We start from the raw sequence: 21294 nt of genomic DNA, 5'->3' as shown, positions 1-21294 counted from the left end.
CGGCACTATCGGGACCATGACCGGCCCCACTGACCTGCCCACCTTGCCCGGCACGCCGTTCGCCGGGCTCCTCGACGACGCGCGGGCGCTGCAGGACCGCACGGTCGCCCTCCGCCGGGCCGTGCACCGCCACCCGGAACAGGGCCTCCACCTGCCGCGCACCCAGGCGGCGATCCGGGAGGCCCTCGACGGCCTGCCGCTCGAGATCACCGAAGGCAAGGCCACGACGTCGCTGACGGCCGTCCTGCGCGGCGCGCGGCCCGGTCCGGCGGTGCTGCTGCGCGGCGACATGGACGCGCTGCCGCTGACCGAGGAGACCGGGCTCGACTTCGCGTCGGAGGACCCGGAGTCGATGCACGCGTGCGGGCACGACACGCACGTCGCGATGCTGGCTTCGGCGGCGCGGCTGCTCGCGGAGCGCCGGGAGCAGCTGGCCGGGTCGGTCGTGTTCATGTTCCAGCCGGGTGAGGAAGGTCACCACGGCGCCCGGTTCATGATCCACGAGGGGGTGCTCGACGCGGCCGGCACTCGGGTCGGGCGCGCGTTCGGCGTGCACATCCTCGCCAACGCGCCCAGCGGCCTCCTGCAGCTGCGGCCCGGCCCGCTGATGGCGTCGGCGGACTCGTTCCACGTGCGCGTCACGGGCAAGGGCGGCCACGGCTCCGCGCCGCAGCACACGATCGACCCGGTGCCGGCCGCGGCGGCGATGGTCGGGGCGCTGCACACGATGATCACGCGCCGGGTGGGCGTGTTCGACCCCGCGGTGCTCTCGGTGACCCGGATCCAGGCCGGCACGACGACGAACATCATCCCCGAGACGGCCGAGCTCGAAGGCACGATCCGCACGCTGTCCGAGCAGACGCGCGCGCTGGTCCGCGCCGAGGTGCCCAAGGTGTGCGAGCAGGTCGGCGCGGCCTACGGCTGCCGCGTGCTCGCCGACGTCGAACCGGGCTACCCGGTGACGGTGAACGACGACCGGATCGCGGCCGAGGTGCTGCGGCTCGGCGCGGCCCTGCTGGGTCCGGGCAACGTAGAGCTGCTCGCCGACCCGCTGATGGGCGCCGAGGACTTCTCCTACGTCCTGCAGCGCGTCCCCGGCGCGTACGCGTTCCTCGGCGCGTGCCCGCCCGGCGTCGACCCCGCCGAAGCGGCGGCGAACCACTCCAACCGCGTGCTCTTCGACGAGGACGCGATGCCCAACGGCGTCGCGATGCTCGCCGCCTTCGCGCTGGACGCCCTGCGCTAAGGCCCGGTCCGCGACGGGCGGCCGTCTTCCAGGTGACCGGCGAACCGGCGGCGCCACCCCGGCGTCTCGAACGTGACGTCGTACCAGCCGTTGCGGGCCGGCACCGGGAAGTCGTGCGAGCCGCCCGGCGGGAGGGTGACGTCGTTCAGCGTGACCGGTGCCGGTCCGCCGTTGGTCACCGTGACCCGCAGTGCGGGCGCGGGCGTGAACGTGACGGCCGCATCGAGCCCCAGGCCACCCGAAGCCTCGACGAGGAAGCCGTTCGGGCCGTGGACGGCGACGTCGTACGTCCCGCCGTGCGCGATTTCGCCCGCCATCGAGGCGCCGGGCCCGACGTCGAAGCGTTGCGACGTCCCGCCCGCGTGGTAGGCGTACGCGGCCAGCTGCAGCGCCTGCGTCCCGTGGTTGGCCAGGTGGAGCCGCAGGACGGCCGCCTCGGCCGTGACCCAGGCGACCGGCTGGTAGGGCAGCGGGCGGGCCTTCGCCGTGCCGGGGTCCTGCACCAGCGCGCCCGGCCCCAGCCCGGGCTTCGGCAGCCGGGCCTGCGTCCGGTCGGCTTCGGCGCGCAACGCGTTCGCGTCGGGCAGCAGCGGGATGGTCGTGTCGGGCGCGCGGAAGTCGAAACAGCTGGTCAGGTCGCCGCAGATGGCCCGGCGCCAGGCCGAGATGTTCGGCTCGCGCACGCCGGTCCACGTCTCCAGGAACCGCAGCACCGACGTGTGGTCGAACACCTGCGAGTTCACCCAGCCGCCGCGGCTCCACGGCGAAACGACGGTCATCGGCACGCGCGGGCCCAGCCCGATCGGGACGGGCGGCCCGGACGGCTCGCCCTTCTCCGGCCGGTTGCCCGGCAGGTATTCGCCCGGGGTGCCGGGCGGCGGCGTCGGCGGGACGACGTGGTCGAAGAAGCCGTCGTTTTCGTCGTAGTTGATGAAGACGACGGTCGATTCCCACAGCTCCGGCTTGTCCCACAACGCTTTCAGCAGGCGCTGGAGGTACGCGGCGCCGTCGACCGGCCGCGCCGCCGGGTGCTCGCAGTAGCCGTACGGGGCCACGACCCACGAGACCGCGGGCAGCGTGCCGGCCGCGCAGTCGGCGATGAACTCGGCCAGCACGTGGTCGAGGTCCTTCCCCTTCCCCGAGTCGGGCGCGAGCTGCTTGCGCAGGTTCGCGCGTTCGGCCAGCCGGCGTTTCGCCGGGTCCATCGAGTACAGCGCGTCGTGGAAGTTCTGGAACAGCCAGAGCGGGTTGTCGCCGTAGTCGCCGACGAAGTGCTCGGGGACGCCGCGCTCCTCGTCGTTCGCGTAGATCCGCCAGGAGACGCCCGCGGCCTCGAGCCGTTCGGGGTAGGTCGTCCAGCGGAAGGACGGTTCGTAGTCCGGCGCGTTGTGCGTCGCCGGGCCGCCGGCGAGGCCGTCCGGGTCGATCGTGCCGGTCCAGTGGTACAGCCGGTTCGGGTGCGTCGGGCCCTGGATCGAGCAGAAGTAGTTGTCGCAGAGGGTGAACGCGCTCGCCAGCGCGTGCTGGAACGGGAGGTCTTCGCGCGTGAAGTACCCCATCGTCATGGGGCTCTTCGCCGCAGTCCAGCGGTCGTACGCGCCGCCGTTCCACGCGCGGTGCGTGCTGTTCCAGTCGTGCGGCAGCTCGTGGAGGTCCTGGCCGTCCACAACGGACGTGTCGAGGTGGAACGGCAGCACCGGGGCGCCTTTGTCGCCGCGCTGGCGGAAGACGTCGCGCAGGGCCGCGCGATCGCCGAAGCCGCGTACGCCGGCCATGGTGCCGTAGTAGTGGTCGAACGACCGGTTCTCCTGCATCAGCACGACGACGTGGCGGACGTCGTCGATCTTGCCCGTCCGAGGCACGGGAGCGCAGGCCACCGGCAGCGCGCCGGCGACGGTGGCCGCGGCCGCACCGCCGAGCACCGTGCGACGACGGATCCGCCCCATGCCCACCTCCTCGTCCCCCGGCCGCGGCTCGGCCGGAGGGGTACGTTCGCCACCGAGAGAGGTGAAGCCATGCTCAACTCAGCGGATTTGGTCGCCTTCGCACCGTCGGCCGACCTCGAGCGCTCGCGCGCCTTCTACACGGATGTCGCCGGGCTCGAGTTCATCGAGCAGTCCCCCTTCGCGTGCGTGTTCCGCAGCGGCGCGACCATGCTGCGCGTCACCGCCGTCGCCGAGTTCACGCCACAGCCGTTCACGGTGCTCGGCTGGGCGGTCGACGACATCCGGGCCGCGGTGGCCGAGCTGCGTGGCCGTGGCGTGGAGTTCCTCACCTTCGACACGCTGCCACAGGACACCGACAAAATCTGGACCACGCCGGGCGGCCGGATCGCCTGGTTCCGCGATCCGGACGGCAACGTGCTGTCCCTGACCGAGTTCACTGGCAATTAAACAACACTGTTGATTTAATACGTCCATGACCGAAGCCGACCGCCTCGCCCAGCTCGCCGAGCAGGAGGAACGCCTCCAGTTCACGAAGTTCGACAACGAGACCGCCCTCGCCCTCGGTCAGCAGCTGCTCACCGCCGCCCGGGACCGCGGGCTGCCGGTGACGATCTCGATCCGGCGCAACGGCCAGCGGCTCTTCCACGCCGCGCTGCCCGGCACCTCGGCCGACAACGACGCCTGGATCGACCGGAAGAGCCGCGTCGTCGACCGCTACGGGCACAGCTCCTTCTTCATCGGGACGCAGTTCCGCGCGAAGGGGGGCTCGTTCGAGGAGCACTCCCGCCTCGACCTGGACCTCTACGCGGCCCACGGCGGTGTGTTCCCGGTGCTGGTGCGCGGGGTCGGGCCGGTCGGCACGGTCGGCGTGTCCGGGCTCCCGCAGGCCGACGACCACGCGTTCGTCGTCGAGCAGCTGGAGCTGTTCCTGAACTCCTGAATCTCTTCCGGCCGGGTTGTCGAATCGGCACGACCGCCGTTCGACGGGTCAGTGCAGCCCGACCCGAAGGAGAAACCATGGGCAACCTCACGGTGACGACGTTCCTGACCCTCGACGGCGTCTACCAGGCACCCGGGGGCCAGGACGAGGACACTTCCGGTGGCTTCGACCTCGGCGGCTGGGTGACGCCGTTCTACGAAGAGGACATGGGCCGGCTCGTCGCGGAGTGGTTCTCCCGCGCTGACGCGTTCCTGCTCGGACGGCGGACGTACGACATCTTCGCCGCGTACTGGCCGAAGGTCACCGACCCCGCCGACCCGGTCGCGTCCCGGCTCAACACCCTGCCGAAGTACGTGGCGTCGCGGACGCTGACGGACCCGTCCTGGTCCGGCACGTCCGTCGTGGACGGCGACGTCGTCGAGTTCGTCCGTGACCTCAAGACGCGGACGGACGGCGAGCTCCAGGTGCACGGGAGCGGCGCCCTGCTGCAGACGTTGATCGCGCACGACCTGGTGGACGAATACCGGCTGTGGCTGTACCCGGTCGTGCTGGGCAAGGGACGCCGGCTCTTCCCGGACGGCGTCGTGCCGAAGGCGTTCGAGCACGTCGAGACCCGGCACACCGCCGGGGGCGTGAACGTGCTCGTGCTGCGGCCCGCCGGGAAACCGCGGTTCGACACGTTCCAGCTTCCGGAGGGGTAAACGGCTTGGCGGCGGTTGCTACCGTCGATCCCATGAAGCGCGCAGCACGGACGACGACGCCGGAGAGTGTCCCGGCGCGCTGAACGACGTTTCCAGCCCGGGGCGGGTGCCCCGGGCTTCGTCTTGTGGTCTTCCGCCTCGCTGTCCACGAGGGAGTCCACCATGCCCGACCACCGCAAGCTCGGCCGCGAACTCGGCCTGTTCGGCACCGACCCGCTGATCGGCGCCGGCCTGCCCTACTGGCTGCCCGACGGCGCGATCGTCCGCCACAGCCTGGAGGAGTACGTCCGCAACCTCGAACGGCGCGCGGGCTACCAGCACGTCCATTCGCCGGTGCTGGGCAAACGCGAGCTGTACGAGATTTCCGGGCACTGGTCGCACTACCGCGACGAGATGTACCCGCCCATGGACGTCGGCGGCGAGCAGCTCGTGCTCCGGCCGAGCCTGTGCCCGCACCACGCGCTGATCTACCGCTCGCGTGGCCGCAGCTACCGCGAGCTGCCGCTGCGGATGGCCGAAATCGGCGGGATGTACCGCAGTGAACTGTCCGGTGTGCTCGGCGGCCTGAGCCGGGTGCGCGCGATCCAGCTCAACGACGCGCACGTCTTCTGCACCCTCGACCAGGTCGAAGCCGAGGCAGCGGCCGCACTGGCCCTGATCCGGCGGGCTTACGACGCCCTCGGCATCAGCCCGGCGCGCTACCGGCTTTCCCTGCCCGGTCCCGGCGGGAAGTACGTGCCCGGCAACTGGGCCGGCGCCGTGGAAATCCTGCGTTCGGTCCTCGACGACCTCCCGTACGACGCGGCCGAGGGCGAAGCGGCGTTCTACGGACCGAAGATCGACGTCCAGATCGCCGACGGCGCGGGCCGCGAATCGACCCTGTCCACCGTCCAGGTCGACTTCCACCAGCCCGCGCGGTTCGGCCTCGAGTACGTCGGCGCGGACGGGGCGAAGCACCGGCCGGTCATGGTGCACCGGAGCATCATCGGCAGCGTCGAGCGCGCGGTGGCCCAGCTGATCGAGGTCCACGGCGGCGCGTTCCCGGCGTGGCTGGCGCCCGTGCAGCTCCGGCTGCTGCCGGTGTCCGCGGTCGAAGTGCCGTACGCACGCGAAGTCCTGGAGCGGTGCGGCGACGTGCGGGCGGAGATCGCGTCGGAAGGCAGCCTCGGCGCGCGGATCCGGGACGGGCGGCTGGTGCCGTACCAGGCCGTGATCGGCCCGGCGGAGGTCGCCGCGGGGCAGCTTTCCGTGCGGCTGCGTGATGGACGCCGGCTCGACGCCGCTGGTGCGGAGGAGATGCTTGCGCGGATCGGGGCGGAGGTCAGGAGGCCGTAGCGGAGGTCTGCCAGGCGAACGGACGCATCGGGTCGGGCGCCACAGCCGCAGTCAGCCAAGCGAGCGGCGGCGGGGCGAGTCGGGGAGCCCAGAACCACGGTCAGCCAAGCCAGCGGGGCGCCCGGCCTCAGGCGGGCGTCAGGAGGCCACCGCCGCGGTCAGCCAGGCGAGCACCGGCGTCAGGCTCTCCGGCGCGGCCCAGCCGTTGATCACCGCGAGCAGCTCCAAATACCGCTCGCGGCGGGGATCGTGGACGACGCCGAGCCAGTTCCGCAGCTCAGCGGGGTCGCGGCCGAGGCCGTCGACGATCGCCGCCGCCTGCGGTGATCCCGGGTCGATCCCGGCCACCAAGGCCGGCGTGACCGCGTCGCGCACCGCGTCGGCCAGGTCGCGGCGCAGGCCGCCTTCGTGCTGGTCGGCGAGCCGGCGCACGGCAGCGCGGAAGTCGGCGTCCCGGGTCAGCCCGGCCAGTTCGATCCAGGCGTCGAGCTGGCCGGGACTCGGGTCCTCGGGGAGTTCCGGGGTCAGCGTGCGGGCGATCCCGGCGAGCTCGGGGCGGTCGCCCAGCGCTTCGGCGAGGAAGTCGGCGACACACTCCATTTCGGACAGTCGGGCCAGTTCGTGCACGAGTCTCGTCTCCTCGGTGGTCGAGCCGCGGGCGGCGACGGCCGTCCACACCGCCTGCCGCAGGCGCAGCACGCGGATCTCCGTTTCCAGGGCCTCGGCGTGCCTCGCCGCGACGTCGGCGACGATCGCTTCCCCGTCGACGATCCGGCGGATCACGGCGAGGCCGAGTCCGAGCTCGCGCAAGGTGCGGACGAGGTCGAGCCGGGCGAGCGCGGCGTCGTCGTACCGCCGGTGACCTGCGGTGTTGCGGCCGGACGGCGGCACGAGGCCGTGGTCGGAATAGAAGCGGACGGCCTTGATCGTCAGCCCGGTCCGGCGGGCCAGGTCGCCGATCGAATAGCGCATGCCCGTCAGCCTGACACCTCCCCTCGGGGGAGGCGCAAGAATCAGATTCGCCCGATCGTGTCGATCAGGTGTTCGACTTTTCGCGGTAAAGTCGAACGCACGAGATCAAGTTTCCTCCCGGATCCGGGTCACCAGCTGGGTCGGGTTCACGAACCGCAACGCGACGAGAAGGAGCACGAGCATGGAAGCGGTGTAGATGGTCGCCATGGCGTCGACGGACTGGTTGGCGCGGATGCCCGCGGCGAACACGGAGTTGTAGAGCGCCACCACGAGGGTCGTCGAGTCCGGGCCGGCAGTGAGGAACGTCAGCTCGAACATGCCGACCGTGCGCACGAGCACGAGGATCGACGCGGCCAGGATGCCGGGCAGCAGCAGCGGGCCGAGGATGCGGGTGAACACCGAGACCGTCCGCGCGCCGGACATGCGGGCCGCGGCCTCGATCTTCGGATCGATCTGCTCGATGAACGGCGTCATCGTCAGCACGACGAACGGCACCGAGGGCACCAGGTTGGCCAGGATGACGCCGGTGATCGTGCCGGCCAGGTGGAATTTGTAGAGCACGGTGGCCAGCGGGATGCCGTAGGTGATGGGAGGGATCAGGATCGGCAGCACGAACAGCAGCATCACCAGGCGCTTGCCGGGGAACGAGCGGCGGGCCAGCGCGTAGGCGGCCGGAACGCCGACGGCCACCGACACGGCGATCACCACGAGCGCGACGATCGCCGTGGTGAGGAGGACGTCCGAGAGGCCGAACTCGCGCCAGGCGTCGGCGTACCAGTGGGTGGTGAAGCCGTCCGGGAGCCAGGTGCCGAACCACTGCGTGCCGAACGAGTCGACGACCACCGAGAGCACCACGCCCGCGAGGTTGACGAAGAAGAACACGACGACGGCCCAGACGACCCAACGTCCGGGACGCGCGACCCAGCCGGTCATCCCTTGCCTCCGGTCGCTCCGCGGTACAGCGTGCCGCGCCACGCCATGACCAGGCCGATCACGATCAGCATGACCACCGCCATGAGCATCGCGACGGCGGAGCCCATCGAGTAGTCGTACTCCTCGAACGCGGCGTGGTAGGCGGCGATCGAGATGACCCGGGTTTCGTTCGCGGGGTCGCCGACGAGTTGCGCGCTCGGGAAGACCGAGAACGCCATGACGAACGAAAGGCAGAAGGTGATCGCCAGGCCGGGAGCCAGCAGGGGCAGCGTGATGCGCCGGAAGCGCTGGACGCCGTTCGCGCCGAGCGTCGCGGCCGCTTTCTCCAGGGAGGGGTCGATGCCCGAGAGGTAGGACAACGTCAGCAGGAAGGAGAACGGGAAGCCGGTGATCACCAGCGACAGCAGCACGCCGGTGTAGTTGTGGATCAGCGGGAGCGGCTGGTCGGTGACGCCGAGGACGGTGAGCACCTTGTTCAGCCAGCCCGCCGGCCCGCCGTACATGATCAGGCCCTGCGCGGTGAGCACCGTGCCGAGCGTGATCGGCACGACCAGGATCGTCGTCAGGAGACGCTTGCCGCGGACGCGGCCGCGCATCACGTAGGCGATCGGGATGCTGGCGAGGACGTTGATGAAGGTCGCCGGGAGGGCGATGCCGAGCGTCGTCCAGATGGTGTTGCGCAGATAGGGGTCGCCGAAGAACCGCGCGTAGTTCGCGAAGACGCCGCCCTTGCGCGGCGCGAAGGACAGTTGGAGGCCGTAGAGGAAGGGGTACAGGAACAAACAAGCAGTCACCAGCAGGCCGGGCACCAGGAGCAGCAGGGTGCGGTCGATGCCGCGTTCGGCCAGGCGGTGCCGCAACGCGGGGCGAGCGGTCGCCACGGCGGTCATGACCCGACCTCCGCGACCCGAGCGGTCGCTACGGCGGTCGCGACCCGGGTGGCACCGATGGTCGCCGCGGTCACGGCGCGAACACCAGGACCCGCTCGGCGGGAACGCCGATCTTGACGGTGTCCCCGGGCGCGAGGCGCTTGTCCGTCCGGAAGTAGACCGGCACTCCGGTCTCCAGCCGGGCCGAGACCGACAACTCGCGGCCGTGGTACTCGACGATCTCGACCGTCACGTCGAGGGCGTTCTCCGTGCCGTCGCCGACGACGAAGTCCTCCGGGCGGATCGCCACCTTCGCCGGGCCCTCGGTGAGCGTGCCGCGGCCGGCCAGGCGGACTCCCGCGCCCTCCACGGTGACCGAAGAACCTGCGGTTCCGGTGACCGTCACGTCCAGGAGGTTGCGGTAGCCCATGAAGGACGCGACGTAGCTGTTCACCGGCTGGGCGTACACCTCCTCCGGCGTGCCGATCTGCTGGACGGCGCCCTCGCGCAGGACCACCAGGCGGTCCGCCAGCGACAGGGCCTCCTCCTGGTCGTGGGTGACGTACACCGTGGTCAGGCCGAGCGTCTGGTGGAGGCGGCGGATCTCCATCCGCATCTCGAGCCGGAGTTTGGCGTCCAAATTGGACAGTGGCTCGTCCATCAGGACGACCGGTGGCTCCAGCACCACGGCGCGGGCGATGGCGACGCGCTGCTGCTGTCCGCCGGACAGCTGCGCGGGGAACTTCGCCGCGTGCTCGGTCAGCTGCACCAGGCGGAGCGCTTCGTCGACGCGCCGGCGGGCCTCGGCGCGGCCGACCTTGTGCATCTTGAGGCCGAAGCCGACGTTGGCGCGGACGGACATGTGCGGGAACAGCGCGTAGTTCTGGAACACCATCCCGAACCCGCGCTGCTCCGGGGGCTGCCCGTCGATGCGGGTGTCGTCGAGCCAGATGCTGCCCGCGGTCAGGGGCAGCAGGCCGGCCAGGCAGTTCAGTGCCGTCGACTTGCCGCAGCCGGACGGGCCGAGCAGGGCCACGAACTCGCCGCGCGTGATGGCGAGGTCGAGGCCGCGCAGGGCGTTCGCGGTGCCGAAGCTGCGCGAGACGCCGTCCAGCCGCAGCTGCCCGAACGTCACTTCTTGCCGACCTTCGAGCCGCCGACCAGCTGGTTCCACTTGTCGAACGCCTTGACCTGCTGCTCGGCGGGCAGCGAGGTCTCCTTGGGGTACTGGGCGATCCACTGCTCGTACTCCGGGCGCCCGAACTGTTTGATCGTGTCCTGGCTCTTCTGCGGCGCCATCTGCAGAGTGACGTCCTTGACCGCGGGGCCGGGGTAGAAGTATCCGTCGTCGTAGGCGATCGCCTGCTGGTCGGGCTTGAGCATCCACGCGATCAGCTGCAGGATCGCCGACTCCTGGTCGGGCGAGAGGCCCTTGGGAATCAGGGCGTACTGGGCGTCGGTGACCCAGTGCATCGGCTGCATGATCGCCGTCTTGACCGTGTTGGGCACGGTGCCGAGCTTGCGCGGGTTGATGTCCCAGCCGGTGGTCGACATGATCATGTCCACCGCCCCGGACGCGAGGTTCTTCATCGTCTCCGTCGTGCCCGACGGGTAGTACTTCACGTACTTGCCGAGCTCCTGCAGGAACGCCCAGGTCTTGCCCCAGCCCTTGTCCGGGTCCTTCGGGTCCTTGTCGCCGAGCAGGTAGGGCAGGCCCATCAGGAACGTCCGGCCCGGGCCGGAGTTCGACGGCTGGGCGTACTGGAACTTCTCCGGGTGCGCCTTCGCCCAGTCGAGCAGCTCCTGCGGGGACGCCGGGGCGGCGGGCACCGCGCCGGGGCTGAACTCGAGGAGCGGGCCCGACGGGTAGTAGACGACCTCGACGCCGTAGCCGTTGGCCAGCTCCTGCATCTTGGCCGCCGGCTCGAGGTAGTTCTGCATCAGGTTCGGGAACCGGCTCGAAAAGTCCGGCAGGACCTTGGCCAGGGTGCCGTTCGCGATGCCGGCGGAGAGGCCGTCGGTACCGCTGAGCACCAGGTGGGTCTGGGCGGCGCCGCCGTCCTGCTCGGCCTTCAGCTTGCCCGCCATGCTCGGCGCGGGTGCCGTCGAATACGTGACCTTCGCGAGCACGTCCGGGTGCGCGGCCTTGAAGTTCTCGATCATCTGCTTGGTGAGCTGCAGGTTGCCCGCGACGTCGAGGATGTTCAGCTCGACCGGCTTGCCCGGCTTGTCGGGCACGGCCTGGGGATCCGCCGCGTGGCCGCCGTCGCCGCCGGGCGCGCCGCACGCCGCCAGGCCGGCCGCGAGACCCACCGCCAGCAGCACTCGTCGGAATCGGAAGCCGGTGCAACGCTGCATGGCTGCTCCCTAGGTCCATGATAATATTGTATGTCGCATCGTATATCAGATCGGACATGCCAGTGGCGAGCACTTCTTCGGCCCGGAGGCCGCCGCCGCCCGTCTCGCGGACGGATTTCGTCCGCGACGCGATCAAGGAAGCGATCTTGAGCGGGGAGTTCGGGCCGGGCGAAACGCTCGTCGAAGCCGAGGTCGGCGCCCTGCTCGGGGTGTCGAAGACGCCGGTGCGCGAGGCCCTGCGGATCCTGGCCGGTTCCGGTTTGGTCACGATGAGCACGTACAAGGGGGCCGCGGTCCGCGTCATGGACGCCGAGAGCGCGTCCGCGGTCTACGACCTGCGCGCGCTGCTCGAGCCCGAAGCCGTCCGGCGGGCGGTCGAGCGGGGTGCGGACTTCGGCGAAGCGCGGCAGGTGCTGGCCGGCGTCGAGACCGGCGCGGCCGCCGGCGACCGCGCGAAGGCCAGCCTGACGAACCGGCTGTTCCACCGCGCGCTCTACGCCGGGTGCGGGAACCCGCTGCTGGTCGAGGTCCTCGACGGGCTGCGCGACCAGGCCGCGCTGATCACCGTCACCGGCTGGGGCATCAGCCCCACCTGGCAGGGCGAAGCAGCCGAACACCGGGCGATCCTGAACGCCGCCGAGAGCGGCAACGCCCGGCAGACCGAACACCTGCTGCGCCAGCACATCACCGATTTCATCGACCGGGTCGCCTTCGGGCTGCCCGGCGAAAGCACCACCGAGACCGGCGATCCGAAGGGGGCCCGATGACGTTCGAGGAGCAGAGGCGGCGACTTTCCGGGGTGGTGGCCATCCCGGTCACGCCGTTCGACGCCGAGGGCGCCGTCGACGGCCAGACGTACGCGAAACTCGTGGACCGGCTGATCACCGGCGGCATCGAGGTCGTGACGCCGAACGGCAACACCGGCGAGTTCTACGCCCTCGACGCGGGCGAAGCGCGGCAATGCCTCGAGGTCACCGTCGAAGCCGCGGCGGGCCGGGCGAGCGTGCTCGCCGGGATCGGCCACGATGTCGCGTCGGCGACGCGGGCCGCGGTCCACGCGCGGGACGCCGGCGCGGACATGATCATGATCCATCAGCCGGTGCACCCGTACATCTCCGGCGACGGCTGGGTCGACTACCACGCGGCGATCGCCGCGGCGGTGCCGGAACTCGGCGTCGTGCTCTACGTCCGCAACCCCGCGATCGCCGGTGCGCAGCTGCGCGCGCTCGGGGAGGCGGCGCCGAACGTCATCGGGGTGAAGTACGCGGTCCCGGACCCGGTGCGGTTCGGCTCGGTCGCCCGGGACGCGGGCTTCGACCGGTTCGTGTGGATCGCGGGGCTGGCGGAGCTCTCGGCACCCGGCTACTTCGCCGTCGGCGCCACCGGCTTCACGTCCGGGCTGGTCAACGTCGACCCGGCGATCTCGCTGGAGATGTTCCACGCACTGTCCACAGGGGACTATCCGGCGGCGATGACCGTCTGGGAGCGGATCCGGCCGTTCGAGGAACTCCGCGCCGCCAACGGCAACGCCAACAACGTCAGCGTGGTCAAGGACGCGCTGGGCCGGCTGGGACTGTGCCGTCCGGACGTCCGGCCACCGAGCCGGCTGCTGACCGGCACCGAACGGGAGCAGCTCGCCGGACTGCTTTCCTCGTGGGGACTTTTGTGAATGGCGGCTCGTCGGCGGGACGGGGGGCGGCGGCAGTGCCGAACCCCGGCTCGTCGACGAGCCGCCCGCTGACAGGGGTCTCTCCCTTGGACGCGAACCTCGCTGTGGCAACCTGATCGGGCGCCCCGGGCGTCACTCTGTGCGACTGCGGGCGGCTGCTCGCCGGTCGAACGGCCGGCACGGCTGCGAGACGAACGGGTTCACGAACCCGGCTTCAACTCCTGTCCCCGGTCGGATGAACCGGCCGGAAGGCCTCGGGTGTGCGGTAGGTCACCGTCATCCCGATGTGGCTGACTGTACACCTTCTCGGCGGCCAGCGGGGAATTGCCATCGGGGGCGCCGGGTGGGACGCTGAGGGCATGCCGCGGAGCGAACCCGCGGCCAGGCGCCAGCGCCCTTATCCCGGATCGGACCGGCTCACGATCGCCGGAAGCCGTTGTTGGACAAGCAATTCAGCTGACCAGAACGGTGGACATGACTTCGCTTCAAAATCCGGAAACCGCGCACGGCAGCGACTTCGCCGAGCTGTCCCGGCTCATCAAGGACGCGGGGCTGCTGCAGCGCCGCCGCCGCTACTACGCCGTGCGGATCGGGCTCAACCTCGCCGCGTTCGGCGGTGGCTGGGTCGCCTTCGCCTACCTCGGTGACTCGTGGTGGCAGCTGTTCCTCGCCGCGTTCTTCGCGATGGTCTTCGCGCAGCTGGCGTTCATCGGTCACGACGCCGGGCACAAGCAGATCTTCCGGAGCCGCAAGGCGAACGACGCCACCGGCTTGGTCCACGGTGGACTCACCGGGTTGAGCTACGGCTGGTGGATCGGCACGCACGCGCGCCACCACGCCAATCCCAACCACGAGGACGAGGACCCGGACGTCGACATCGCCGCGCTCGCGTTCAGCAAGGCGCAGAGCGCGCAGAAGCGCGGTTTCCTGCGCTGGGTGGCGAAGTACCAGGCATTCCTCTTCTTCCCGCTGCTCCTGCTCGAAGGCCTGAACCTGCACGTCTCGAGCGTGAAGGCGGTGTGGCGCGGAGACGTCCGCAAGCACAAGCTGGAATCCGCGTTGCTGATCGCCCACCTCGTGGCCTACCTCGCCGCGGTGTTCATCGTGCTGTCGCCGCTGACCGGGATCATTTTCGTGCTGGTGCACCAGTTCCTGTGGGGGCTGTACATGGGCTGCTCGTTCGCCCCCAACCACAAGGGCATGGAAATGCTGGCGGCCGGGCACAAGCTCGACTTCCTGCGCAAGCAGGTGCTGACCTCACGCAACATCCGCGGCGGCCCGGTGACCGACTTCGCGCTGGGCGGGCTGAACTACCAGATCGAGCACCACCTGTTCCCGAGCATGGCCCGGCCGAACCTCAAGCACGCGCAGGTGATCGTCCGGGACTTCTGCGCCCGGCACGAGATCTCCTACGCCCAGTGCGGCTGGGCCCGCTCGTACGGGTACGTGCTGCAGCACCTCCACTCGGTGAGCGAGCCCCTGCGGACCGCTGAGGTGACACCGTGACGGCCCCCGCGCCCGACGCGCCGGAGGTCCCCCGCAACGGCACGCAGTGCCCGAGCTGCCCGCACCCGCTCGGCACGCACGATGCGATCGCCCGCCGCTACTGCGCCGCGACGGCGGCCGGCCGGGGAGCCGACCGCGGCTGCGTGTGCGGCTCGACGGCGGACCACCAAGCGAACTGACCGGACCCGGCCGGCGCGCACGACGCGCGCCGCCCGGCCCGGCCCCGTCCTCGGCGCGGCAGGCAAGCAGAACGCACCTGGCCACCCCGCTGGCCTGGCCCACCGCAGGCGAGCCGAACGCACCCCAGTCGGCCCGTGCACGCCGGGCCGCACGGCAGGCGGGCCGAACGCACCCCGGCCAGCCCCCGCGTGCCGAACGCACCCCGGTCGGCCCGCGCGTGCCGGGCCGCATGACAGGCGTTCTGCGCAGGTCAGCCGGGCTGTGGCCGAGGTTACTCGCGCGTTAACAAGCCGTCAGCGAGCGCCCGGAAGCCGTCAGGACGGCATTCACAGGTGATCTCCGGAGGCCCCCACGGGAGTGTCCTGGCGACATCCGATCCGCCGTGATGCCCGGAGGCACCCGTGACGCTCAGCGAGCTTCTTCCCAGCCTCGGCTGCGAAGCCGCCGATCACCTCGAGCCAGGAGTCTGGCCGCGAAGCACCCGAATCGGCGAAGACGGCGAACTGCTCTTCGCCGGCGCGCCCGTCAGCCACCTCGCCGCCCGCTTCGGGACGCCCTCCTACCTCATCGACGAACAGCAGGTCCGCGACACCGCACGCGAGTACCGCGAAGCGCTGCCGGACGTCGAAGTCGCGTACGCGAGCAAGGCGCTCTGTACGCGGGCCGTACTGCGTTGGGTCGCCGAAGAGGGGTTGTCGCTCGACACCTGCTCCGCCGGCGAGATCGCCGTCGCGCGCTCGGTCGGCTTCCCCGCGGAGCGCATGCTGCTGCACGGCAACGCGAAGACGCCTGAGGACCTGAAGGCCGCGCTCGGCTACGGCGTCCGGCGGATCGTCGTCGACTCGCTCGACGAGATCGAACAGCTCGGCGCGCTCGCCCACGGCGCTCAGCAGGTGATGATCCGGGTGACGCCGGGCGTCGCGGCCGGGGCGCACGCCGCCATCAGCACCGGCACCGAAGGCCAGAAGTTCGGCTTCTCGCTCCTCGACGGCGTTCCCGACAACGTCGACGCCGCCGTCGAAGCGGTGAAGAGGCAACCCGGGTTGCGCCTTCGGGGCCTGCACTGCCACATCGGCTCACAGGTGTCCCGCGTCGACCGGTACGAGGCCGCCGCGCGGCGGATGGCCGAGGTGCTCGTCCGGATCCGCGACACCCACGGCGTCACGTTGCGGGAACTCGATCTCGGCGGCGGACACGCGGTGCCCTACGTCGGCGGCGAGCCCGCGTTCGACCTCGGCGGCTACTCGCGGCGCCTGCGCGTGGCGCTCGCCTACGAGTGCGCGGCACACCGCTTTCCCCTGCCGCGCCTGACGATCGAGCCCGGCCGCGCGATCGTCGGGCCCGCCGGGATCACGGTCTACCGCGTGTGCGCGGTCAAGCGCGGCAGCCGCACGTTCGTCGCGGTCGACGGCGGCATGAGCGACAACGCCCGGCCATCGCTCTACGGCGCTCGGTACACGACACGCCTGGTGGGACGGCGTTCGACGGCGAAGCGCCTCCCGATGACCGTGGTCGGCAGGCACTGCGAAGCCGGTGACGTCCTCGCCGACGGCATCAGCCTGCCCGCCGACCTGCACGCCGGCGACCTCCTGGCCGTGCCGTGCACCGGCGCGTACCACCACTCGCTGGCGTCGAACTACAACCAGGTCGGCCGGCCACCGCTGATCGGCGTGCGGGGCGGCGTCGCGACGCTGCTGGTGCGCCGCGAAACCGAGGAAGATCTCGGCCGACGCGACTTGGGCTGACGACGTAGCCGGCGTAGGGGGTACGTGCGGTGCGCGGGCGCCCGAAACCGCCTCGGAAAGCCTCGTCGATTTCCGCTTCGACCACCGATTCCTCGGCTGAGCGCGGCGTGTACGTCGAATCGCGCGAAGCTGCCCCGGAGGGCTCGCTTTCTCCGCTGGTCTCGATACGCTGCGCACTTGACAAATCACATGCCGAAACACAGGGAGGGACGGCATGGGTGACGAAACACGTGCGCGCGCGCTGGACAATACGGACAGATTACTGATCGATCTGCTGCAGAAGGACGGCCGGGCCTCGTTCACCGCGCTCGCCAAGGCGGTCGGGCTTTCGGAGGGAGCGGTCCGCCAGCGCGTGCAGCGGCTGCTGCGCGACGACCTGATGCAGATCGTCGCGGTGACCGACCCCGCCAACGTGGACCTGACGCGCCAGGCCATGGTCGGCATCAACGTCGACGGCGTCGATCCCCGCGAAGTCGCCGGCAAGCTGTCCGAGCTGACGAACGTGCACTACGTCGTGCTGTGCGCCGGGCGCTACGACCTGCTGGCCGAGCTGGTCTGCCGGGACGACGACCACATGCTCGACGTGCTCGGCGAAGACATCCGGAAGATCCCGGGCGTGTCCGGGACCGAACTGTTCGTGTACCTGAAGCTGGCCAAGCAGAACTACTCCTGGGGCCGGCTCACGGCGTAGCGACCGGGGATGACGGGCGTCGCCGCCCGCCACCCCCGTTCACTACAGGAATCGCCGGTGCCCGGACCTCGCGGGCACCCCGGCCTCGGCGAGGCCGGTCAGCGCCGCCGGGAGCGGATCCCGGTGCAGCACCCCGAGGCGCTGCGTGGCGCGCGTCAGCGCGACGTAGAGCTCCGCCGCGCCGCGCGGGCCCGCGGCCAGGATCCGCTCCGGCTCGACGACGAGGACGGCGTCGAACTCCAGTCCTTTGGTGGCCCCGGCCGGGATCGTTCCCGGCACCCCCGGCGGCCCGATCACGACGCTGGTGCCTTCGCGGCCGGCCTCGTCGCGGACGAAATCGTCGATGGCCTCGGCCAGCTCGTCGGCCGCCACTCGCCTGGACCACGGCCGGACCCCGCACGCGCGCACCGATTCCGGCGGCCGCACGTCCGGCGCGAACCGCGCCAGCAGCGCGGCCGCGACGGTCATGATCTCCGCCGGGGTCCGGTAGTTCACGGTCAGCTCGCGGTACAGCCAGCGGTCGCCGACGTACGGCGTGAGCACCGGGCCCCACGCCGTCGCCCCGGCCGCCGAGCGGCGCTGGGCGAGGTCGCCGACGATCGTGAACGAGCGGCTGGGGCACCGCCGCATCAGCACCCGCCAGTCCATTTCGGACAGTTCCTGCGCCTCGTCGACGACGACGTGCCCGTACGTCCAGTCGCGGTCCGCGGCCGCCCGCTCGGCCAGGTCGCGCGGGTCGCGCTCGGTGAACCGCCCGGCCAGCTCGCCGGCGTCGAGCAGGTCCTCGGCGACCAGCTGGACGTCCTCGTCCAGCTCCTCGCGGTCCAGTTTCATCAGCTCCATGACGCCGGAGGCGTACTCGGCCTCCGCCTCCGCCCGCCGGCGCGCGGCGGCGCGTTCCTCGGTGTCGTCCCGGCCGAGCAGATCGACCAGCTCGTCGAGCAGGGGCACGTCCGACACGGTCCAGGCCGTGCCGTCCGCGCGGAACAACGCCGGATCGGCCCCGGCGGCCTCGATGCGACGCGGGGACTCGTACAGCGGCGCCAGCAACGTCTCCGGCGTCAGGTACGGCCACAGCTCGTCGAGCGCGGCGGCGAGCGCTTCGTGCTCTGCGAGCTCGTCGAGGACGTCGGCACGCAGGTCCGCCCACAAACCGCGGTCCGCCCGCGTCAGCCAGCCTTCGCCGATCTTCGCCACGACCCGCTCGGCGACGAGCGCGACCGCGCGCTCGCGGAAGACCGCGCGGGCTTCGTTGTGCGGCAGCCCGGACTCGCGCGCTGCGAGCCGGGCCTCGGCCGCGAGGCCGGCGTCGAGTTCCACGGTGACGTCGCCGAGGTCGATCGGCACCGGTTCACCGGGCAGCTGCTGGCGGTCGGCGACCGCGGCGGCCAGCACGTCGAGGATCTCGAGCGATCCCTTGAGCCGCGCCACCTCCGGCCGGTCCTCGGCCGTGACGCGCAGCCCGGGCACGAGGTCGCCGGTGGTCAGGAAGACCACGTCCGTCTCGCCGAGCGACGGCAGCACCCGGCCGATGTGGTCGAGGAACAGTGGGCTCGGCCCGACCACGAGCACGCCGCTGCGCGACATCCGCTCCCGCCGGGTGTAGAGCAGGTACGCCACCCGGTGCAGGGCGACGGCCGTCTTGCCGGTGCCGGGGCCGCCTTCGACCACCAGCACCCCCGCGTGGCCGAGGCGGATGATCTCGTCCTGCTCGGCCTGGATCGTCGCGACGATGTCCCGCATGCCCTCACCGCGGGGCGCGTTGACGGCCGCGAGCAGGGCCGCGTCCCCGCGCTCGTCGTCGGAAGGAAGACCCAGGACTTCGTCGGTGAAATCGAGGACCCGACGGCCCATCGTGTGGAACTGACGGCGGCGGCGCAGGTTTTCCGGCCGCGCCGCCGTGGCCACGTAGAACGGCCGCGCGGCCGGCGCCCGCCAATCCAGCAAGAACGGTTCGTAGTCGTTTTCCGCGTCGAACAACCCGATGCGGCCGATGTAGCTGGTTTCGCCCGAACGGGCGTCCAACCGGCCGAAGCACAGCCCGTTGTCGGCGACGTCCAGCCGGGCCGCCTCCCGCGACCGGCAGCGGACGTCGGTCTCCCGTTCCCCCGGCGTCACGTCGGTTTGCCCGAGTGCACCGTGGTAGCGGGCCTGCGCCGCCGCGCGCTCGCGGTCGAGCCGCTCGTACAGCGCGGCGACGTAGGCCCGTTCTTCCCGCAATTCCTCGTCGTACCCCTGGTTTGACAAGTTCCCCTCACAGCGGTTAGACTCTTATCAGGTTCGGCGAGTTCTCCTGTGGTTTCGGAGTGCACGCCGATTTTTTATTGTCCACCGCTGTCAAGGGTCTCAGCCCAGCATGAATTCACGCGGGTTCAGCGGCCGGTCCACCACCCGCACGTCACCCAGCAGCCCCGCGAAACTGCGGTCGACCTTCCCGCCGTAGGACGACGCACCGACCAGCCACGAACCGCCCGGATCGGCCAGCCCGACCGCCGGCGTGGCCGGGTTCCGGACCACGGGGCAGCCGTCGACGTACACCGTCGTCCGCCGGCCGTCGTTGACCACGGCGACGTGCCACCACTTCTCCACCGCCAGTTCGTGGCCCCAGTTCGTCGACGTCCGGTTCTGGTTCAGCGGGTACACCGCCCACTGCAGCTCCCCACTGTCCGAAAGGGACAGTGTGGCCGCCGATTCCTGCGGGTCGTCGCCGGTCTTGCCCGCGGCCGCGCCGCTGCCCTGCCGGGCGAACAGGCCGCACCAGCCGTGGTGGCCGTCCTTGAAGTTCGCGGGCAGCCAGAAGAACGCTTCGACCGTGTAGCCGCGGTCGAACGTGAGCTCGTTGATCGGTGCCGCGTCGACCGTGCGCAGGTACGCACCCCGGCTGGGGTCACGGCCGCCGTCGAACCGCAGGCTCGCCCGCGACGGCTGCCGCGGCGAGAACTCACTCGAGTACTTCAGCGCGTCCGGGCCGCTCCCGGGCGCGGTGACGCGCGTGAGGTCGTTGCCGCGGCCGGTCTGGTCGCGCACGACGACGTCGTCCGGCACCGCCTTGCCGTCCTGACCGCCTTCGAACCGCCAGTACGCGACGGTTCCGGGGATCACCAGCTGCTTCGCCGGCCGTCCGGGCGGGACCGGCACCGGCGCGAAGCCCTTGAACCGCTCCGCGAAGTCGATCTCCAGGCTGAAGTAGTCGGCCGAGCCGCTGCGCTCGACCTCGATCTGCTGCATCTCGCTCAGGTGGTCCTGCGCGGCCAGCCACGGCGAGAACGTCCGGACGTCGATCACCCCGCGCGCGAGGTCGAACTGGTAGAGCCGGACCATCGCGCTGCCGCCGTAGTAGCGGTCCTGGTAGTTGGCGATGTGGACGTGCACGTCGTGCCCGGCGGCGTTCTTCCGGACGGTGCGCCCGGTCGGCCAGTAGTGGCCGTTGAGGGTCAGGAAGATCTGGTCGTTGCCCTGGACGAGCTCCTGCCAGACGTGCTCGCCGAACGTCGAGAACTGCGCCTGGGCGTTGTCGTCGGCCCAGACGAGCTCGTGGATGGTGAGGATCGCCGGCAGGGTCGGGTGCTGCGTGAGGACCTGCTTCGCCCAGTTCAGGCCACCGGCCGACGGCCGCCAGTCGAGGGCGAGCAGCAGCCACTCGCGGCCGCCGCCGCGGAAGACGTGGTAGCTGTTGTAGCCGTCCTTCGTCGCGCCGCGGAACGTCGGCGAGTTGCGCTGGCGCTGCGGGCCGAAGGCGTCGAGGTACGGCGACGGGCCGCGCTGGTCGTCCTTCGAGCCGTCGATGTCGTGGTTGCCCGCCAGAGTGCTGTACGGGAACCGGCGGCGGTCCAGCGCCTGGAACGACCGGCTGATGCGGGCGAACTCGTCCGCGCGGCCGTTCTGGGTGAGATCTCCGAGGTGAGCGAGGAAGACAACGTTGTCATCCGCCTCGTCGAGGACGTAGCGCAGCGAGGCGTCCAGCGGGGCCGCATCGCCGCGGTCCTCGTCGAACAGGTACTGCGTGTCGGGCATGACCACGAGCGTGAAGCGCGGATCTTCGGCGTCCGGGCGGTGCCGGCCGGTGGCTTGGGCGGCCGGCGCGCCGAGGACGTTCGGCAGGGTCGCCGCGGCAGCGACGGCCGGTGCGCCGAGGAGGAAGGTCCGGCGAGAAGTGTCAGTCACGGGCGGGAAGCTACGGGCGGCTTCCGACCACCCCGGCAA

General features: G+C 71.1%; 19 protein-coding genes. 11 read left to right on the top strand and 8 right to left on the bottom strand.

Annotated elements, in window-relative coordinates; translation table 11 throughout:
• The first annotated feature begins 16 nt into the window (after positions 1-16).
• Positions 17-1246: a M20 metallopeptidase family protein gene (locus ISP_RS21195; RefSeq protein WP_013230672.1), complete on the top strand. Its 1230-nt coding sequence runs from the start codon at positions 17-19 to the stop codon at positions 1244-1246.
• On the opposite strand, the gene ISP_RS21190 is transcribed toward ISP_RS21195, so the two are convergent.
• Positions 1243-3192, bottom strand: coding sequence for a phosphocholine-specific phospholipase C (locus tag ISP_RS21190; RefSeq protein ID WP_013230673.1), 1950 nt, complete (start codon positions 3190-3192; stop codon positions 1243-1245). The two genes, ISP_RS21195 and ISP_RS21190, sit on opposite strands and share 4 nt — an antisense overlap.
• A 69-nt stretch (positions 3193-3261) precedes the next feature.
• Here ISP_RS21190 and ISP_RS21185 point away from each other — a divergent pair, with 69 nt between their 5' ends.
• The 4 genes from ISP_RS21185 to thrS all read left to right on the top strand — a co-directional run bounded on the left by ISP_RS21185 (position 3262) and on the right by thrS (position 6168).
• On the top strand, positions 3262-3639 hold the full coding sequence (locus ISP_RS21185) for a VOC family protein (RefSeq protein WP_013230674.1): 378 nt from the start codon (positions 3262-3264) through the stop codon (positions 3637-3639).
• 25 nt (positions 3640-3664) lie between these two features.
• Complete coding sequence (locus tag ISP_RS21180) at positions 3665-4132, top strand: heme-degrading domain-containing protein (RefSeq protein WP_013230675.1); 468 nt, start codon at positions 3665-3667, stop codon at positions 4130-4132.
• 77 nt (positions 4133-4209) lie between these two features.
• Entirely contained in the window at positions 4210-4833 is a 624-nt protein-coding gene (locus ISP_RS21175) for a dihydrofolate reductase family protein (RefSeq protein WP_013230676.1), read from the top strand.
• 162 nt (positions 4834-4995) lie between these two features.
• Positions 4996-6168: a threonine--tRNA ligase gene (gene thrS / locus ISP_RS21170; protein ID WP_013230677.1), complete on the top strand. Its 1173-nt coding sequence runs from the start codon at positions 4996-4998 to the stop codon at positions 6166-6168.
• A gap of 138 nt (positions 6169-6306) precedes the next feature.
• On the opposite strand, the gene ISP_RS21165 is transcribed toward thrS, so the two are convergent.
• The 5 genes from ISP_RS21165 to ISP_RS21145 all read right to left on the bottom strand — a co-directional run bounded on the left by ISP_RS21165 (position 6307) and on the right by ISP_RS21145 (position 11300).
• Positions 6307-7140: a MerR family transcriptional regulator gene (locus ISP_RS21165; protein WP_013230678.1), complete on the bottom strand. Its 834-nt coding sequence runs from the start codon at positions 7138-7140 to the stop codon at positions 6307-6309.
• Between the two features lie 105 nt (positions 7141-7245).
• Complete coding sequence (locus tag ISP_RS21160; protein ID WP_013230679.1) at positions 7246-8073, bottom strand: ABC transporter permease; 828 nt, start codon at positions 8071-8073, stop codon at positions 7246-7248.
• Positions 8070-8963 carry an ABC transporter permease gene (locus tag ISP_RS21155; RefSeq protein WP_013230680.1) on the bottom strand — a complete coding sequence of 298 codons (894 nt, stop codon included), beginning with the start codon at positions 8961-8963 and terminating at the stop codon, positions 8070-8072. Before ISP_RS21155 ends, ISP_RS21160 begins: the two co-directional genes overlap by 4 nt.
• A 70-nt stretch (positions 8964-9033) precedes the next feature.
• Positions 9034-10077 carry an ABC transporter ATP-binding protein gene (locus ISP_RS21150; RefSeq protein ID WP_013230681.1) on the bottom strand — a complete coding sequence of 348 codons (1044 nt, stop codon included), beginning with the start codon at positions 10075-10077 and terminating at the stop codon, positions 9034-9036.
• A complete protein-coding gene (locus ISP_RS21145) occupies positions 10074-11300 on the bottom strand; it encodes an extracellular solute-binding protein (protein WP_200876235.1) in 1227 nt (408 codons plus the stop codon). Before ISP_RS21145 ends, ISP_RS21150 begins: the two co-directional genes overlap by 4 nt.
• Positions 11301-11362: 62 nt before the next feature.
• Between ISP_RS21145 and ISP_RS21140 the strand changes: the two genes are divergently transcribed.
• The 6 genes from ISP_RS21140 (at position 11363) to ISP_RS21115 (ending at position 17091) form a co-directional block, all read left to right on the top strand.
• On the top strand, positions 11363-12067 hold the full coding sequence (locus ISP_RS21140) for a GntR family transcriptional regulator (protein ID WP_013230683.1): 705 nt from the start codon (positions 11363-11365) through the stop codon (positions 12065-12067).
• Positions 12064-12969, top strand: a complete 906-nt coding sequence (locus tag ISP_RS21135) for a dihydrodipicolinate synthase family protein (RefSeq protein WP_013230684.1) — start codon at positions 12064-12066, stop codon at positions 12967-12969. The genes ISP_RS21140 and ISP_RS21135 overlap by 4 nt, the downstream gene beginning before the upstream one ends.
• A 474-nt stretch (positions 12970-13443) precedes the next feature.
• Positions 13444-14475, top strand: coding sequence for a fatty acid desaturase family protein (locus ISP_RS21130; protein WP_013230685.1), 1032 nt, complete (start codon positions 13444-13446; stop codon positions 14473-14475).
• Positions 14472-14654: an RGCVC family protein gene (locus ISP_RS21125; RefSeq protein WP_013230686.1), complete on the top strand. Its 183-nt coding sequence runs from the start codon at positions 14472-14474 to the stop codon at positions 14652-14654. Before ISP_RS21130 ends, ISP_RS21125 begins: the two co-directional genes overlap by 4 nt.
• Positions 14655-15056: 402 nt before the next feature.
• A complete protein-coding gene (lysA, locus tag ISP_RS21120; RefSeq protein ID WP_013230687.1) occupies positions 15057-16400 on the top strand; it encodes a diaminopimelate decarboxylase in 1344 nt (447 codons plus the stop codon).
• Between the two features lie 214 nt (positions 16401-16614).
• Positions 16615-17091, top strand: a complete 477-nt coding sequence (locus ISP_RS21115) for an Lrp/AsnC family transcriptional regulator (RefSeq protein WP_013230688.1) — start codon at positions 16615-16617, stop codon at positions 17089-17091.
• A gap of 42 nt (positions 17092-17133) precedes the next feature.
• Here the strand turns inward: ISP_RS21115 and helR are convergent, their stop codons facing one another.
• The gene (gene helR / locus ISP_RS21110; protein ID WP_013230689.1) at positions 17134-19338 is read right to left on the bottom strand and encodes an RNA polymerase recycling motor ATPase HelR; all 2205 of its coding nucleotides are present in this window, start codon (positions 19336-19338) and stop codon (positions 17134-17136) included.
• A 99-nt stretch (positions 19339-19437) separates the two neighbouring features.
• Positions 19438-21255 carry a LamG-like jellyroll fold domain-containing protein gene (locus tag ISP_RS21105; protein ID WP_013230690.1) on the bottom strand — a complete coding sequence of 606 codons (1818 nt, stop codon included), beginning with the start codon at positions 21253-21255 and terminating at the stop codon, positions 19438-19440.
• Between the last annotated feature and the right edge of the window lie 39 nt (positions 21256-21294).

Origin of the sequence: Amycolatopsis mediterranei (genome assembly GCF_026017845.1) — a bacterium.
Classification (GTDB): domain Bacteria; phylum Actinomycetota; class Actinomycetes; order Mycobacteriales; family Pseudonocardiaceae; genus Amycolatopsis; species Amycolatopsis mediterranei.
The sequence above is the reverse complement of the archived record's forward strand: the minus strand, read 5'-3'. Positions and strand labels throughout refer to the sequence as shown.

Excerpts from the sequence above, each read along its gene's own strand:
- ISP_RS21195 (WP_013230672.1), top strand. The coding sequence starts at position 17 with ATGACCGGCCCCACTGACCTGCCCACCTTGCCCGGCACGCCGTTCGCC.
- ISP_RS21190 (WP_013230673.1), bottom strand. The coding sequence starts at position 3,192 with ATGGGGCGGATCCGTCGTCGCACGGTGCTCGGCGGTGCGGCCGCGGCC.
- ISP_RS21185 (WP_013230674.1), top strand. The coding sequence starts at position 3,262 with ATGCTCAACTCAGCGGATTTGGTCGCCTTCGCACCGTCGGCCGACCTC.
- ISP_RS21180 (WP_013230675.1), top strand. The coding sequence starts at position 3,665 with ATGACCGAAGCCGACCGCCTCGCCCAGCTCGCCGAGCAGGAGGAACGC.
- ISP_RS21175 (WP_013230676.1), top strand. The coding sequence starts at position 4,210 with ATGGGCAACCTCACGGTGACGACGTTCCTGACCCTCGACGGCGTCTAC.
- thrS (WP_013230677.1), top strand. The coding sequence starts at position 4,996 with ATGCCCGACCACCGCAAGCTCGGCCGCGAACTCGGCCTGTTCGGCACC.
- ISP_RS21165 (WP_013230678.1), bottom strand. The coding sequence starts at position 7,140 with ATGCGCTATTCGATCGGCGACCTGGCCCGCCGGACCGGGCTGACGATC.
- ISP_RS21160 (WP_013230679.1), bottom strand. The coding sequence starts at position 8,073 with ATGACCGGCTGGGTCGCGCGTCCCGGACGTTGGGTCGTCTGGGCCGTC.
- ISP_RS21155 (WP_013230680.1), bottom strand. The coding sequence starts at position 8,963 with ATGACCGCCGTGGCGACCGCTCGCCCCGCGTTGCGGCACCGCCTGGCC.
- ISP_RS21145 (WP_200876235.1), bottom strand. The coding sequence starts at position 11,300 with ATGCAGCGTTGCACCGGCTTCCGATTCCGACGAGTGCTGCTGGCGGTG.
- ISP_RS21135 (WP_013230684.1), top strand. The coding sequence starts at position 12,064 with ATGACGTTCGAGGAGCAGAGGCGGCGACTTTCCGGGGTGGTGGCCATC.
- ISP_RS21130 (WP_013230685.1), top strand. The coding sequence starts at position 13,444 with ATGACTTCGCTTCAAAATCCGGAAACCGCGCACGGCAGCGACTTCGCC.
- ISP_RS21115 (WP_013230688.1), top strand. The coding sequence starts at position 16,615 with ATGGGTGACGAAACACGTGCGCGCGCGCTGGACAATACGGACAGATTA.